Source organism: Ruminococcus flavefaciens ATCC 19208 (genome assembly GCF_000518765.1).
Classification (GTDB): Bacteria; Bacillota; Clostridia; order Oscillospirales; family Ruminococcaceae; genus Ruminococcus; species Ruminococcus flavefaciens.
Window position 1 is genome coordinate 116,868 of the sequence record NZ_KI912490.1, and the last position, 16,512, is coordinate 133,379.

The 16,512-nt window shown below is 44.7% G+C and carries 13 protein-coding genes and 1 other RNA gene; 6 read left to right on the plus strand and 8 right to left on the minus strand.

The genetic code is table 11. The features are described 5' to 3' along the window. Positions 1–124 precede the first annotated feature (124 nt). Positions 125–712: a nitroreductase family protein gene (locus tag L870_RS0110720; protein ID WP_028518147.1), complete on the plus strand. Its 588-nt coding sequence runs from the start codon at positions 125–127 to the stop codon at positions 710–712. 56 nt (positions 713–768) lie between these two features. Here L870_RS0110720 and L870_RS0110725 read toward each other — a convergent pair whose 3' ends face one another. Next, the gene (locus L870_RS0110725) at positions 769–3,615 is read right to left on the minus strand and encodes a carbohydrate-binding protein (RefSeq protein WP_028518148.1); all 2,847 of its coding nucleotides are present in this window, start codon (positions 3,613–3,615) and stop codon (positions 769–771) included. 211 nt (positions 3,616–3,826) lie between these two features. Here L870_RS0110725 and L870_RS0110730 point away from each other — a divergent pair, with 211 nt between their 5' ends. Further along, positions 3,827–5,224: an MATE family efflux transporter gene (locus tag L870_RS0110730; RefSeq protein WP_028518149.1), complete on the plus strand. Its 1,398-nt coding sequence runs from the start codon at positions 3,827–3,829 to the stop codon at positions 5,222–5,224. Between the two features lie 185 nt (positions 5,225–5,409). Here L870_RS0110730 and L870_RS19885 read toward each other — a convergent pair whose 3' ends face one another. Further along, a complete protein-coding gene (locus L870_RS19885; RefSeq protein ID WP_051411512.1) occupies positions 5,410–8,847 on the minus strand; it encodes a beta-xylosidase family glycoside hydrolase in 3,438 nt (1,145 codons plus the stop codon). Between the two features lie 317 nt (positions 8,848–9,164). Further along, on the minus strand, positions 9,165–9,518 hold the full coding sequence (locus tag L870_RS0110740; protein ID WP_028518150.1) for a hypothetical protein: 354 nt from the start codon (positions 9,516–9,518) through the stop codon (positions 9,165–9,167). A gap of 172 nt (positions 9,519–9,690) precedes the next feature. Here L870_RS0110740 and smpB point away from each other — a divergent pair, with 172 nt between their 5' ends. The 4 genes from smpB (at position 9,691) to ssrA (ending at position 12,470) form a co-directional block, all read left to right on the plus strand. Beyond that, positions 9,691–10,155: an SsrA-binding protein SmpB gene (gene smpB / locus L870_RS0110745; RefSeq protein ID WP_028518151.1), complete on the plus strand. Its 465-nt coding sequence runs from the start codon at positions 9,691–9,693 to the stop codon at positions 10,153–10,155. 7 nt (positions 10,156–10,162) lie between these two features. Beyond that, positions 10,163–10,711: a hypothetical protein gene (locus L870_RS0110750; RefSeq protein WP_028518152.1), complete on the plus strand. Its 549-nt coding sequence runs from the start codon at positions 10,163–10,165 to the stop codon at positions 10,709–10,711. 15 nt (positions 10,712–10,726) lie between these two features. Continuing rightward, on the plus strand, positions 10,727–11,848 hold the full coding sequence (locus tag L870_RS0110755; RefSeq protein WP_028518153.1) for a S66 family peptidase: 1,122 nt from the start codon (positions 10,727–10,729) through the stop codon (positions 11,846–11,848). Between the two features lie 252 nt (positions 11,849–12,100). Then, positions 12,101–12,470, plus strand: a transfer-messenger RNA (tmRNA) gene (ssrA, locus tag L870_RS19015). Between the two features lie 208 nt (positions 12,471–12,678). Here ssrA and L870_RS0110760 read toward each other — a convergent pair. The 5 genes from L870_RS0110760 to L870_RS0110780 all read right to left on the minus strand — a co-directional run bounded on the left by L870_RS0110760 (position 12,679) and on the right by L870_RS0110780 (position 16,439). Beyond that, on the minus strand, positions 12,679–12,876 hold the full coding sequence (locus L870_RS0110760; protein ID WP_028518154.1) for a hypothetical protein: 198 nt from the start codon (positions 12,874–12,876) through the stop codon (positions 12,679–12,681). After that, entirely contained in the window at positions 12,857–13,258 is a 402-nt protein-coding gene (locus L870_RS0110765; protein WP_028518155.1) for a hypothetical protein, read from the minus strand. Before L870_RS0110765 ends, L870_RS0110760 begins: the two co-directional genes overlap by 20 nt. 118 nt (positions 13,259–13,376) lie before the next feature. After that, the gene (locus tag L870_RS19335; RefSeq protein WP_155250188.1) at positions 13,377–13,553 is read right to left on the minus strand and encodes a hypothetical protein; all 177 of its coding nucleotides are present in this window, start codon (positions 13,551–13,553) and stop codon (positions 13,377–13,379) included. Between the two features lie 570 nt (positions 13,554–14,123). Then, positions 14,124–14,351, minus strand: coding sequence for a hypothetical protein (locus L870_RS0110775; RefSeq protein ID WP_028518156.1), 228 nt, complete (start codon positions 14,349–14,351; stop codon positions 14,124–14,126). 3 nt (positions 14,352–14,354) lie between these two features. Further along, positions 14,355–16,439, minus strand: a complete 2,085-nt coding sequence (locus tag L870_RS0110780) for a phage tail protein (RefSeq protein WP_028518157.1) — start codon at positions 16,437–16,439, stop codon at positions 14,355–14,357. Between the last annotated feature and the right edge of the window lie 73 nt (positions 16,440–16,512).

The window sequence follows — 16,512 nt, forward strand, 5'->3', positions numbered from 1 at the left end:
TTTCGCCCAGCGTCAACACGAAAAACGTTTATTTTTAATGCGCTGAGACACGGCATATTGACACAGAGAACAACTCATTGTATAATGGTAACTATACAAATAAAACTTTTCGGGAGATGTAATAATGGATCAGATAAAAGACAGAAGAAGCATCAGAAAATACAGCTCACGTCCCGTTGACAAAAAGCTTACAGACGAAATACTCAGTGCTGCAATACTTGCACCGTCAGCCAAGAACAGACAGCCGTGGAAGTTCATCGTTTACAGCGGCAGCTCAAAAAATGAACTTCTTACCGCAATGGAAAAGGGACTCACAAAAACAAAGGAAGAGCTTGCGCATATGCCAAACTCGGAATATATGCTGTCAGACGCTTTCAACACACTGAAAATAATGAAGGAAGCTCCGACGGTAATAATTGTCCTGAATACCAACGGCAGCTCTCCGTTTACGGATATAGACCATTTTGCACGTATCACCGAGATATGTGACAGCCTGTCAATCGGTGCAGCTATAGAAAATATGCTCCTGAAAGCTACAGAACTGGGACTCGGTACACTATGGATAGCCAATACCTCTTTTGCGTACAACGAGCTTGTGAGCTATATCGGAACTACTGCACAGCTGATAGGCGCAGTTGCTCTCGGCTACGCAGATGAAGCTCCATACCCAAGACCGCGCAAAAGCTTTGATGAGGTCGTTGAATACAGATAAGAAAAGTCCGAAAGCAGTCATCAAGACTGCCTTCGGACTTCACTTTTATACCATTATCAGACAAATGCCATTATCTCACCTGATAAGAACTTTTTCAGCAGAACAAGGTCGTCCTCGTTGATCACACTATCGCCGTTGATATCTGCTGCCTCGAACCTTTCTGTATCGCCGTCTACAGCTGCATTTCGCATACTGCAAAGGTCGAAAACATCAACGATGCCGTCACCGTTAAGGTCGCCGGGTATGTATTCCTCAGCAGGAGTGTTAGGCTTCCACCAGTTGATATTGAAAAGATAGCTCTCTCCGCCTGTGAATACAAGATATACGTCATGCTTGCCGCTTGTGGCTTCGATGTTACAGGTCTTTGTCACCCATTCCTGCCAGCCGCCTGTGTTTGTTACTTCAGTGCTTCCGATGATCTTTCCGTCGGGAGAGTCAAGACGTACTTCCAGAACAGCGTCCGAGCCGTTTGAAGCTACACGGAAGTCGATCTTATCCGCACCTGTAAGGTCTATATCCTTGAAGCCTATGTAGTCGCCGTCCTCGATATAGCCTACGTCGCTTCCGCCCTCTGAGCAGCTCTCGATGTCTATGCCTGACTTGTAATCGTAATTCTCAGCTTCGATAACATTGCTTTCGCTGCTGCCCATTCCCTTTATACGGAGAATATGGCTGGACTTGCTGAGCACCTTTCCTTCTCTGTCAAGCACGTAGATACGGTACTCGCCTTCCTCTGAAGGAGTTCTTATGCTGCCTGTACTGCCGCCTGCTCTTGTCATATCAGCTCCTGCCTTGAAGCTTGTTGTGCCGTCGGGAGCTATCCAAACATTGCCGTCCACCTTTCTCACAGGGAGCTTGCTGCCGCCTGTAGTTGCACAGCTTGCAGGGAAAGCATAATCAGCTGCGGATTTCAGCCATGAAGGCATAAGGCTGCGGTATTCGTCGGATATACCCGAATTTACACACACCTTGTACTGAGCAAAAGGCCATACGTTGTCAGATACCACTATAGGAGTATCAATGTCGCTGTACGGTGGGTTCTTACCCATTTTGTTTACTGTAGCATAAGTGCGCTTTATTGTGAGGTGGTGCTTGTCGCCGTACTCCTCACAGTTAATAGTATAAGTTACGTTAGGACTTATTTCGAGAACGTTGTCATTCTCCTCGATGTAGGTAGTACCCTCATCGTTATGGAGTCCGTAGGTAGGAGCTCCGGGACCGCCTGCGGGTATGCCCTGTATGTAGTTCTCGTTGATAACAGTTCCCGGCATCTGACCGATAGTATAGATACCGCCGCTGTCATGGAGTCTGTTCAGCGAATTGATGACTCTGTTATAGCATATCATATTATCGTGGCAGGTTGTGCTGTCCTTGAAGTTGCACCAGCCCCAGCCAAGATGTATGCCGTTGTATGCCGTCTTTTCGATAGTATTGCTGAGTATCTTCACAGACTCAACGAAGTAAGCCGTAATAGCTGCACAGCCGCCGAAGCCGTGTACTACGCTTATATCGTAAAGTAAATTCTGAGTTATGAGGTCGTTCTTGCATATTCCCTCGACCTCCTTCGGGAACTTCTCATGATTGTTCCATGCAGCATCACCTATATAGATATGCTGTGGGTGACCAACTGTGATACCGCTGGAAGTGATATCTGTAATGAAGTTTCCGCTTACCTCGGAATTGATAACATCATTGGTCATTGAGATACCATCTGCACCCGTATGCTTTACAACATTGCCTGTAAGCCTGATGTTGTCGCTGTTGGTAATATGTATAGCAGCAGGGAGAGTATCGACCATTTCATACTTCTTTGAATGCCAGTTTGAATCAGCAAAAGCAGTATAGCTCTGAGCTGCCTGACAGGTAGTCTTACCGTGTGAGCCTGCAACCTCTGTGAGCTGATAGTCCGTATTTGCAAAGGTTATGCCGCTGAAGCTTATATTCTGTACACGGTCACTTGTGGACTTTCCTGCTATCTTGATAAGTCCGTCAGCAACAGGAGCTTCAACGTCCGCACTTGTCATATCCTCACCGCTGCGCGGATAATAGTACAGAACCTTCTGAGTCTTGTCAAAGAAGAACTCGCCCTCGCTGTCAACGAACGAAAAGGCATTGTATATGGTATGAGTGCCGCCTGTGGAGAAGCCTGCTCCCCAGCCCGGAGTCTGAGCTATAGCACCGTATGGCTGCTGCATGAGAAGTATCATGCTTCCGCCGTCGTACTTGATATCACGTGAGCAGACGATATTCTCGTTCCATGTAGTACCGTTCACTACCTCAAGATCATCAAAGTTTGAAGTGATACGCGGCATAGAGCCTGCGTCGTAAACGATGCCGTCACTCTTCTTGCCTGAGTTCCACGCCCAGTCAGCCTGACCTGCAGTAACGTAGTAATCTCCGTAGCCGCCCTTTGCCTGCACCTGCACACTGCCCATATTAGCACGTTTATCGTTGACATAAAGGTTTCTCAGCTTGATGTCTCTGTCAAGAGGTGCCGACCAGAGCTTATCGTTGTACTTAGTCCAGCCTGTTACCTGCTGAGCACCGTTGATAACAGGGACTTCCTTGTCATACGCCTCATATCTTACAGTAAATCCGCCTGTACCCGAATCACGGGTATCAAATTCAACAGGCTGTGTAAGACGGTAATCACCGCCGCGGAGATACACAACGATATCTCCTGTCATATCACCGTTGATCTTGCGCACCTCGTCCCTTGCCTTTTCAAGTGTGGCAAAAGGTGCTTCGATAGTACCGTCTCCGCTGTCGCTTCCATCAGGTGAAACAAAAAATACTGCCTGCATACCTGCGGCTTTTGAAGCAACCGATAAACCGCCCACATTAACGGCTGACATGACTGCTGCCAGACTGACAGCGACTGCTGACATTCGTTTCAGGATCATAGTATTCCTCCTTATTAAATTTTAATATCCCATTCTATACTATCACTTCACCTGTTTTGTGCATGATAGCTATATTTATATCTAACATCTTAATTATAATACAACATACCGCATAATAATACAACTATTATTTCTTTTTTGGTAATATATCTCCCCCTTGATTTTTCAGCCTCCTTATGATATAATATTTGCTATTCAGCAGGAGGTAATTATGTTTTCGCAATTCAGAAAGAAATTCATTGGTGACAGAACGTTCTACAAGATAGTTCTCAGCATGGTAATTCCCATGATACTGCAAAATCTTGTCACCAACTTCGTAAGTCTCATAGACAATATCATGGTAGGCAGTATGGGTACAGAGCCTATGAGCGGTGTATCCATAGTCAACCAGTTCATATTCGTTTTCAACGTTACCGTATTCGGAGCAGTTGCAGGTCCAAGCATATTCGGAGCGCAGTTTTTCGGAAAGAGCGACCATGAGGGTCAGAAATATACCTTCCGTTTCAGACTCCTAATTTGCACTGCTATCATAATTGCCGCAGCAGCTGTATTCGAGATTTTCGGCTCGCCCCTGATAAAGCTGTTCATCAGCAAGGAGAGCGCACCTCAGCAGGCTGAGGAGATACTGGGATACGGTATGGATTATCTGAGAATAATGGTATTCAGCCTTATCCCATTTGCCATCGGTCAGGCTTATTCAAGTATAGTCCGCGAGTGCGGAGAAACACGTGTCCCTATGGTGGGAGCTATGTCCGCCGTAGGTATAAATGTACTGCTTGACTACGGTCTCATCTTCGGCAAGCTTGGTATGCCTACAATGGGCGTAAAGGGTGCAGCAATAGCGACTGTTATCGCTAAAACAGTGGAAGCCCTTGTAGTGGTAATCTGGGCACACACTCACCCTCAGCGCAATAAATACATCGTGGGAGCTTTCCGCGGCTTCCGCATACCGCGCCGACTTACCGCAGATATAATCAAACGAGGCACTCCATTATTCATAAACGAGTTTCTCTGGTCGCTGGGAATGTCTGTAGTTGCACAGTGCTATTCCGTCCGCAGCACCGAGGTCGTAGCCGCAAGAAATATATCAAGCACCATGACTAATCTTTTCAGCTCTGTATATCTGCAAATGGGTGCTTGTATCGCTATACTCGTGGGAGCAAAGCTCGGTGCGAACAAGCTGAAGGAAGCCCGTGACCTTGACAACAAGCTGCTTTTCTTTGCAGTTGCCGCAGCCGCTGTTGTTGCCGTATGTATGATGCCGCTTGCAGGACTTTTCCCCAAGCTGTACAATACTGAGGCTTCCGTGCGTTCACTTGCCTCATACATGATAATCATACAGGCACTTACAATGCCCATGTGGGGTTACACGAACGCCTGCTACTTCACTCTGAGAAGCGGCGGAAAAACAGGTATCACCTTCCTTTTCGACTTTGGCTTCACATGGTTCCTTATGATCCCCCTCGCCGCAGTTCTTTCTTATTTTACTTCATTTGACATACGCATCGTATTTGCTGTAGTTACCCTGTCAGAGATAGTCAAGGTTTTCATCGGTTATTTCATGGTGCGCAGCAATATATGGATAAACAATATCGTTGACGACATTTGAATACATAGCGAAACGCCGCCGCTTCGAGGGCAGAAGCTGCGGTGTTTCTTTTTCTGAGGAAATTGTTGTATCGAATGAATAGAATCAGGCTTTGAATTATGCACTAACAAAGCTGTAATGTGTGCACGGTCATATTATCGCCGCCATATCCGCCCTTTGAAAAGGAGCGGATATACGCGTATTATTTACTGTCCCTCGTGGAAGAAGTAAGGAAGTGCATCATAGATGTACCATCTTACATAGCCCCACCAGTGAGTCTTTTCGATACCGTCGTTACTGCTTGCAACGAGGAAGTAGAAGTTGCCCTTTGAGAAGTCAGATGTGTAGGTGAAGCGCTTTGTATCCTGCTTGAGAGGATTGATAAGTCCAAGCATATTGTTGTATGCAAGATCCTTGTCGCCTGTAGCAGCAAGTACGAAGTACTCTCTCTGGCTGAAGCCTGACTTGTCAATAGCGTTCTGAACGCCCTGTACACCGCCCCAGCAGTGACCTGACAGCGGCATATAGTATGCACAGATATCAAGGTTGTTTATGAGCATATTCCATGTAGAACCGCCGCCCATTGAGAATCCGCCGTATGCACGGTGATATCTTGTAGCCTTGAGGTTGTCGAGTGAGGTATTCTTCTCAGCGTATGTTGAATACTTGCCTTCAACATATGGAATAATGCTCTGACGCATTTCGTTCCACACTGTGCCTGCGCCCATATTTCCGTCATTTGAAGGACAGCCGTTGAACGTAGGAGTTACAACGATCATTGGTTCGAGCTCACCGTTCTTTATCATATTGTCGAGGATATTCTGCATCTTGACATCGTTGCTGAATATTGTATTCTCGTTCTCTCCGCCGCCGTGCATGAGATAGAACACGTTGTACTTCTTGCTTTCGTCATAGCCGTATGGAAGGTATACATTCATTGACTTGTTTCCGTTGATGCCTGTATAGTTTTCCTTGACGATCTTACCAGCCTGTGAGCACTGGTTCAGGTACTGGTCATTTGCACGGTACTGGAGATTAGGATTATAGTTGAAGTTTGACTTAGGCACTGTCGTTGTTGTAGTTGTAGTAGTCGTTGTAGTCGTAGTTGTTGTAGTAGTTGTAGCAGGTGCGGAAACTGTCTTGATATTGTCAGCATAGCTCTCAGGGAACTGACTGATCGAACCTAAGAGGTACTTCTGTATAGCAAGAGCATCGTTTGCGGTGATTCCGCCGCCTGCTTCGCTTACGTCCGCATTGAAGATACCCGGCTCTGTAAGAGCGTACTTGTTCGGATTTGCAAGAGACTGCATGATAAGAACAACGTCGCCCATATCTACACCGCTGTCACCGTTTGCGTCGCCCCACTTTGATACCTTTGCATTAAGTATATCCTTGAGATCCTGTACGGGTACGGGAGCTGTTGTAGTTGTAACAACAGGAGGTGCTGTAGTAGTTGTGGTGATAACTGCCTGAGGACCGTCCACCTTTACGCCTGCCTGCGCACCGATAGCCTCATCAACATAGAAGCTGTACTCGTCTGTATCTGTCTCAACATACATCTGGAGATCAGAAGCGCCCTCAGGTATCTTGTAATTGGTATTTGCAAGCTGTACCCACTCACCCTTTGGTACAGCATCAACGATAGCTATCTTGTCATACTGTACCTCAGTACCGTCATTGTACTGGAGAGTAAGATAGAATTTCTGTGAAGCAGGACCTTCAGTATATTTTACAACTGTGCTGAAGCTGTATTCCTGACCCGCCTTGAATACAGATGAGGAAAGTGTACGTACAGCGCCATTCCAGCTTGCTTCTCTGCCTGTGCAGGCAATAGAGCCAGAACCTGCATAATGCTCTGATGTATCATTTGCTACCTTTGCAGAGCCTCTGCCTGTCCATGAATCAGCACCTGTATCAAATGTATTGTGGAAGTAATAACCGTTCTCATCAGGCTCAATAACAACAGGATTGCCGCTGAGCACCTTGCTGCCGTTGCAGCCGTTCCATGTTGTACGGTCATACTCGAAAAAGTCGATATCTGCATAGCCGCCTGTTGACTTTGTAGGATAGCTGTAGATACCGCTGCGGTAGCCTGTAAAGAGCTTGAGATCATAGCTCATAGACAGTTCCTGACCGAGCTTAGTCCAGTTCTGACCGTCGTATGAATAGTAGAAGTTAGCCTTGTCTATATTGTTTGACGAGCTTCCGTCGGAATTTACAGTTGCGAATTTGAAGTCAACCTTGAGGTATATCTCATCGCCGTTCATATTCTGCTCTGCTACTATCTTGTTGGAGCTGTTTCCGACTTCATTGCCGTTGTTTATTGACATATATACTTTCTTCTGACCGCTGTCTGTAACATAGACACCGATACAGCCGTACTTGAGCTGGAATGCTGAAAGACCTGCATAGTCGCCTGCCTTCATATGTGATGCATCAAGTTTTATGTAGCTGCTGCATGCAGGACCCTCTGTACGCATAGTAAGAGTATTTCTTGCGTTGAGAAGATGTGAAGCAATAGTCTTGTTCTTCAGACGGAGCCAGCCCTCACGCTCTGTAACAGACCATGCGCTGTTGTCTGGATTATGGTTCCACTGCCATTCGAGAGCGAGATCGTTTGTGGAGTAGTCAAAGCTGTCATCGCCTGCAAGGTCTGTGCCCTTGCTTGTGCCGAGGTCAATAGTGATTGGAGCTTTTCCGTTAACGCCCATCATCGGCCAGTCGTTCTGCCATGTTACAGGTACAAGTACAGGTATACGACCTACAGAGCCGTGATCCTGGAACATAAGTCCGTACCATTTTCCGTCGGGAGTATCAACGATACCGCCCTGTGCAACGCCTGCACCGTATGAGCCTAAGCTCGAATCGAGAAGGGTCTTGTTCTCCCAGCTGCCTGTGAGGCTCTTTGAACGGTAGCAGAATTCAAGTCTGCCATGACCTGACGGCCATGCGATACCGAGTATATAATAGTAGCCGTTTATCTTGTGTATGTGCCAGCCCTCACCTGCAAGGTTGTTGAAGTTTGTCTTGAAAAGCTGCTTTTCAAGTCCGCCCGACTTCCAGCCTGTCATATCGGAGTTAAACTCCTTGATGTTACAGGTACCGCCTGCACCGTATACGAGATAGTTTCTTCCGTCACTATCAAAGAGGATAGATGCATCGTGGTACATACCGTTAAGCTCTACTCTCGACCACTCACCGTGCTCGATATCGTCAGTAGAGCAGATATATGACTTGTTTGAACCATAGCTGCCGAAGAAAGCATAAAACTTTTTAGTCTTCTCGTTGTAGCGAAGGCTCGTTGCCCACTGTCCGTGAGCATAGTCGTTCTTGCCGTTTGTAAGGTTCTGAACATCGCCGTTAGCGTAGGTAGTGCATACATAGTTGCATATCTCCCAGTTGGCGAGGTCTTTTGATTTCATTATTGGAGCAACGGGGCTGAAGAACATGGTAGTACTTACCATATAATATGTATCCCCTACTCTGATGATATCATCATCGGGAACATCTGCCCAGATGATAGGGTTTGATACTGTAGCAGCCGCAGTAGCCATCATACTTACAGATGAGGTAACTGTGGGCGCAACAATAGACGCTGCGAGTATCACTGATAATGCAGCCTTCTTCGGATTAAAATGTCTCATTTTTAATTCCTCCTTATTTAATTTCCCCTGATTAACGTTTCCGAAATACTATCTCTATGGTCGTCGGTGCGTTATATTGCCTATATATAACATTTGACGATTTTTATAGCATTGTTCATACTAATCTTATCACTTTGTAACAAAATCCGCAACCCAAATAATACATATTAGGTGGACAAAACACATCAATTATTGTAATATATCACGATTAATGTTTGAATTTTATTAAAATCATCATTATTTTGACATATTTGTATGTACGTCATAAATCTGTGCATAAAAAAAGAGCAGACAAATCGTCTGCTCTCATGTATTTATTAGTATTCTCCGTTACCGAAGCCGCCGTTGTTATTGCCGCCGCCCTTATCTTTACTGCCGCCGCTTCCAATGAAAAGATCGTCCATTGCAGCACTTCTGTCGCTGAAATTGTATTTCTCCCGCTGCTGTCTTTCGGTACTTTCACGCATTTCCTTTTCACGTTCCATGTCCGCACGAAGCAGCTCTGCAAACTCAAGTCCGCCGCTGCCGCTTATATCTCCCAGATATTCGGTATTCTGCTGCGCCTCGCCGCGGGCTTCACGCCTTTCGTCAGCTATGTATCTTGCAGCTGCATTCACTCCGTCAAAAAGGAGATCAAACAATCCGTAGCCTCTTCCATAACCTCTTCTCATAGTACTGCCCCTTTCGTTTACTATATCATTCAGACCGCCCCATTGATCTGTACAACTATTATACCACATTTTTCACGGAAATGCAATATATTTCTTTATCTTATGCCGCGGCAGACAGTTGACAATTTATGCGGCATAGTGTATAATTTTAACATGAACAGGAGATGATAAAATGCGCTCAAAAGGCACTAAAACCATTGCTGAAAACCGCAAAGCCCGTCACGATTATTTTGTACTCGAATCCTACGAAGCAGGCATTGAGCTTGTAGGTACTGAGGTAAAGTCTATCCGTCAGGGCGGCGTTAACCTTAAAGACTCGTGGTGCTCTATCGACAAGGGCGAGCTTTTCGTCCGCGGTATGCACATATCTCCATATGAGAAAGGCAACATCTTTAACCGCGATCCCATGAGAGTGAGAAAGCTCCTCATGCATAAGCGCGAGATAAATAAACTCTACGGTACTCTCAAACAGGAAGGCCTGTCGCTTATCCCTCTGAGCCTTTATTTCAAGGACTCAAGAGTGAAAATGCAGGTGGGACTTTGCAAAGGTAAAAAGCTCTACGACAAACGTGCCGATATCGCAAAGCGCGATGCTAACCGCGAGATCGACCGCAATATGAAAGCACGCAATCAATAGGAGTTTTATGAAAAAACGTATTCTTCCGGCATTTCTTATAACGATCACGATATTAGCCGGCTGCGGACATGATGTAAAACCGTCCGGCAATGACAGCATTATTGATACTACATCTGAAACAATAGTGACAACTTCTTCCGGTACACAGGATATTGTTCTGAAAATGCTGGATAATGTTATCCTATACAATGAAAAAGTATCTTTTCCTTCATCATTTGACAGTTTCAGTGATGATTACACCGCAGTTAACCCTATAAAATATGAGAGCTATGATATGTCAACATATACACTGTACTATAAAGATAAAAATATAGGTTTTATCGATCTGACAAAGGATAATGATGTACGCGGCTTGTTCATAGATAATGATGTCCCAAATACTGATTTTACTATTTGCGGTATTGGCTACGGATCAAGTAAAGATGACATTATTCAAGCCTTCGGCGAACCGAATGATCGAACAGAAGAATCATTTATTTACGGTGAAAATGAAAACAAACAGATAGTATTCGGATTTAACGGCAACAACATAAGATCTATCAGTATTTTCTGCTAACGAAGGAGCTTTCATATGATTTTTACACAGCCTCTGAAAAAAGGCGATAAGGTCGCTGTTATAAGTCTTTCGAGCGGTATACTCGGTGAGCCTTACTGCGCTCACGAAAAGAAACTGGGAGTCAAAATGCTCCGTGAATTCGGTCTCGAACCTGTTTTTACAGAACACGCTCTTATGGGTACAGACTTCATAATGAAGCACCCCGAAGCCCGTGCCGCAGACCTTAAAGCAGCTTTCCTCGATGACTCAATAAATGGCATCATCTGTGCTATCGGCGGTATCGAGACATTCCGCACCTTCCCCTATCTCATGGAAGATGAGGAATTCATAAACGCGGTTCGGCAGCATCCTAAGTTCTTCCTTGGTTTTTCCGACACTACAAATAATCACTTCATGCTTCACAGGCTGGGCTTGCAAACCTTTTACGGTCAGGCTTTAATGTGCGACTTGGCAGAGCTTTCGGGAGATATGCTCCCATACTCAAAGGCTCAGTTCGAGAGCTGTTTTGCACCATATCACGGCAGGAAGATAACTCCCTCGGATCTGTGGTATGAGGAGAGGACTGACTTCTCATCTGCTGCCGTTGGTACTGCTCCCGTATCCCACAGGGAGGAGCACGGCTATGAGCTTTTACAGGGCAGTCCCGTATTCGGGGGCGAGCTTCTCGGCGGCTGCATCGACAGTATGGGCGAGATGCTCATGGCAGGAAATATTGACAGGTTCGGCGATATGCTCTCAGATGAATTCGAGAAATGTCCGCAGCTCAGAGAGGACTTCATAAACCAGATCGAAATAACAAGAAAATACAATATCTTCCCCACTGCCGAGGAATGGCGCGGAAAGATACTCTTTGCCGAAACAAGCGAAGTAATGCCAACTCCCAAAATGTTGGGAGAATACCTCAACGCACTGAAAAATGAGGGAGTTTTTGAGAATATAAACGGTATCATCATAGGCAAGCCAATGAACGAGAAATACTACGAGGAATACAAGGTTGTATGGCGCGAAGCTGTAAATAATGCAGAGCTGCCCATACTGTATAATGTTAACTTCGGTCACTCGGCTCCGAGAACTGTACTGCCCTATGATGCTATGGCTCATGTTGACGCGAACAAGCAGGAAATTACCCTGCTGTAACAAATAACGACACCGTTTGCTGTTGACAAATCACTTTTGTAGGGAATGCGGCAGCTAACAGCTGCACGTCCCCTCTGTCCTGCGGACATTTCCCTGCACAGCAGGGAGCCACTCGGCGTTCCGCAAAGTCGTGTATAAATTGCAATCAAAAATGACAATCCGTGACAATATTCACTGTTGACAAATCAGCAGAAACAAAGTATAATATTAAAGGAGCACTTAAAGCTCCCCAACCTGTACCCTCATTCATATGGGGGCGTAAAGGTTTCGACGGGGGTCTTGAAGTGTGATAAGCGAGCGGAGAATGGCGTGATCTCCATAACCTGCGCCACGTTTAAATATAAACGCAAGAAATAACATTACAGTTTCTAGAAATAGCGAACTGGTAGCTGCTTAAGTCAGCTTCTGTCCACCGAGGGAGTACCGCGGCTCTCGCTTGGGCATCGATGAGCGGTGAACGACTGTCGGAAGTGTCCGTGTCCGTCAGTTGTATACGGACTACCTGTGACTACAGCCCGTTTATCGGCGGCAGACTCAGGGAATCATAATAGGTAAAATACGCTCGTAGAAAGTTGCATGAATGGGCTTTCGGACAGGGGTTCAATTCCCCTCGCCTCCACCAATGTGGTATTAAACAAACTATTCTTCTTTAACGGTGGATTTGCCGTTACTATTTTGCTTTGATACCAAAAATAAGAAAAAGCGGTTGACTACCATGATCAACCGCATAAAAAAGAGAGAGCAGCCTGACCTTCTGCTCTCTCTTTTCGCATATCAAGTTATATATAGCTTATGAATTAAGTTTATTATACCATGTATTTGACTATTTGTCAATGATTTCGGGGCTTATCGATAAGCGCCATTTTGATACAATCATTCAAGTGTTGAATATCGTCCGAGTCGACTTCTCCGTTAAACTTCTTCCTTAATGTTGCAGGAGATATGCGCATATAAGCCGCTACAAGCTTTACAGTCAGCCCCTTTGAATGTATTTCAGCCTTTATATCCTCATAGTTTACTGTTCTCATAACTCTGCCCCTGCTCTTTCCAACATTCAAATACAATTCTTTGAAATTTAAGCTTATTTTCATCGTTCATCTGGTCATAAAGGTACATGATACGCTGAGTTTGTTCTTCTCTGGTTAGTTCCTTCTTTTTACTTATGGTTGCACCTCTTCGGTGTGCTCTCTCTTCTCTGATGCCCTGTATGCGCCCTGCATCGTAGATCGTTGATATCAGCCTATAATAATTCCATGTCTGATCGTGACAAGTTTTTGTGCTTTCAAGCTCCATGAATGCCTGTTCAATTAAACGAGCCATATTAATGCTATCAATAGTGCCTGCTCGATCACAGATGCTGACTATTTCTTCAGGCACTATCATTATTGGAGTGTTCTTCTTTTCAATCATAACAATACTTCCTTTCGTAATTGACATACCCGAAAGAAAATGTTATAATAGATTTAACAACTCTTTTCGGGTTTGTTGTGTATAACGGTGGCTTCGCTTTGGTCGGTGAGAGCTGCCGTTATTTCTTTTGTGGCTTGATGTACGTTTCAATTGCTGAACGTATCACCGAGCCTTTTGTTTTTTTCTGCCCTTTGCAGAAGGTGTCAAGCTCTGAGTTGAGCTTTTCGGAGATCTTGAAGGAAATAACTTTGTTATTACCTTCATCACCCTTTTTCGGTCTCCCTCTGGTATTCATCGTTCACCGCCTTTCAAGGTCTTTATTTTTGGTATTACCTTAATTACATTATATACCATGATGTGCCCAAAATCAAATATAAATTTTGATATATTGCAGGCTTATTTTTACCCCTGATAGATATTATTTTATATATTGGTAATACCTTAATTGAAAAGTGGCTATTTACCGTTTGTGCATTATTTTCGTGTCATATAAAATTAGACACGAATATGACACGGCTTTGCAAGTTCCTTTGCCTACCCTCATTTGAAATGACGGTGGTTTTTTCATCAATCTTTGGTTCAGTAGCGCAAAATTGCGCTGTGACTTCTATGTTTATTTGCAAGTTCCTTTTTCAGCTTGTGGAAATTTTTCCATAAGCTGTTGTTTGAACCTGTGCCCTGAATTAGGGTAGTGGTTTTACCGTCGTGAAACGCGACTGTTATTCTATCAGGACAAAAGAAAAGAGCCGCACCCACGCCGTGCAGCTCTCTCTTGATATGTCAGCAATAAGCTTTTTTATAATTATAATGCTCTCAGAGCGATTTGTCAAGCGTTTTTCGGGCTTCTGAGCCTTAGGCAGTATGTTTACCTTGCTTTTTTCAGAGTGCCATTAATAACGCATATTTTGTAAGCCAGAGCCTTTATGAATTCATACATTATCCCTTGTGTATCTGCATTGAAGCAAACACAAAGAAATGCTGTTGTGTCAACAAAATCAAATTTATTTTTTTTGAAACATACAGCTATATTCTGTAAGTCTATTGGCTGATATTTGAAGAAATCATCAAACAGCGTTGTTATTGATATTCCCATATATTACCACCCAACACCGCCGACAGCTCTTTGCTGTTTTACTGATAACTCGCTAAATTTACGTGAAAGCTGCTCTATGAACTCTTCTGCTATCTCTGAGCCGTTCTTTTCTGCGCCATTTACAACGACTTCGATCTTTTCAATGTTGGTTATATTGCCAAACTCGCTGCGCTTGCTATCCGGGATAATCGTTTCAGGTTCTTTTTCGCCGATAAGTGCAAATGTTGGGCGAGTAACTCTACCGCCCTCAGCATAGGCTGGAATTCCGTTAGCTTTTCGGTATTCCTCAATATCAAAGCTTTTCCATGTTTCAAACTGATTTTCAGCCTGCTGTCTGATATAGGCGTTATATGCTGCTGTTCTTGTACCGTCAGCATTATACATAAGGAACTCTCTGCCTTTATCATCGGTAATTGTATCGCCAACGTTCCACTCTTTGGCTGCTTCCTTCTCAGGATCGCCAAAGATACGAGCCATAGCATCTTCAATTTCTTTCATAGCATTAACAATGCCAGTCTTAACATTAAATACATGCTCACCAACACCCTGCCAGAATTCATTCCAGCCTTGTGCATACTTGTTAACTGAGAAGAAATCATCAATAGCCTCTCCGCCCTGAGCAAACGCATCATAGATAGACTGCCAACCAAGCTTCCAGTCCTCACCGAAATGACCGTCAAACATATCTATCCAATAGCCTTCCCAATCAATACCGTTTAAGCCGTTTGCAAGCTTCTTTAAGCCGCCTGCCGCTACGTCCCATACATCAGCCGTTGTTGATAATATAGGCTGTAAAAATCCTTCCCATACAGCTATTGCAGGCGTTTTAAGGAAGTCAACAGCATCACCAATAAGGTTAAAGCCTGCCGCTATACCGTCAAGGAAGTTGCTATTTGTAGCCCATTCTATCAGCGGACTTAAAGCGTTATCAAATACCCATGTTGCAGCATCGCCCACTCTGTCAAATATACCGCTTATTGCACCGCCTACGTTCGACAGTTTGGTTTTTAATCCTTCAAAATCTATCTTGCCAAATAAACGCCTAACCGAGCCAACTATATCTGATATATCATCTCTGAGCCAGTTAAACGCGCCTAAATCCATTTCCTGGAACTTATCAAACATACTGCCGATAAGGTTGCCGACTGAGCTTGCTATACTCGGTAATGCATTTACAAGCCCTTTGCCGACTGTGCTTAATATCTCAGGAAGTGCCTTGACAGCAACAGAGCCTATTTTTCGTGCAATTGGCTTTATTTTGGCTGCTGACTTGCCAATATTACCGATAGCAGCATCAAAGCCCTTTGCAAATATATTAGCTCCGTTTTCATCGCCTGAGAATATAGCTGCAAGACCGTCAGAAACAGTCGTTAATGCAGGTACAAAGTCTGATATTAAGTCTCTGCCCATGCCCTTAAACGCTGTTTTCATGTCCTGTATGCTGTCTTTGTACCTCGCAGAAGCCTTGACAGCTTCATCACTCATAACGCCGCCAAGCTCATGCACTCGCTGCTTCATTCTTTCGGTTTCTTCTGCCGATGTATTAAGCAATGCTCCGAGCTCAGTTGCTCCACGTCCAAGCAGCTGACCTGCCAAATATGTGCGCTCTGTCTCGCTGTCTACGTTCTGTAATGCCTTGATCGTAGCCGAGAACAACTGCTCTTGTGACATATTTGCAATTGCTTCTTGTGTAAGTCCAAGCTTTTCAAATGCATCATTGCCAGTCTCAGCCGCACTCGCAAGAGTTTTCATGCTTGCCTGCATACTGTCTATTGAAGTTCCGCTATGCTCCATGATAGCAGACCACTCTTGATACGCCTGCGCTGAAAGTCCCATTTTCTGAGACATTTTATCAATGTTATCTCCAAATGTTGTATAAGCATCAACGCCTTTAAGAACAGCCGCTGTTGTTGCTGTGGCTGCTCCTGCAATGGCACCGAAGGACGCAACAGCTGCCTTTGATATAGCCGCAGCGCCTGCCTTTATCTTGTCACCCATTGTAGACATACTTTCGCCTGCAGATTTAAGCCCTTTTAGATACTCCGTAGTGTTTAAGCCGATAGCGGCTTCAAGTTTATAAACGTTCAATCATCTTCACTCCTTCCATTAGCGCCCCTCGCAGAATATGCAAGGAATACGCTGTCGAATGTGTCTATAATTT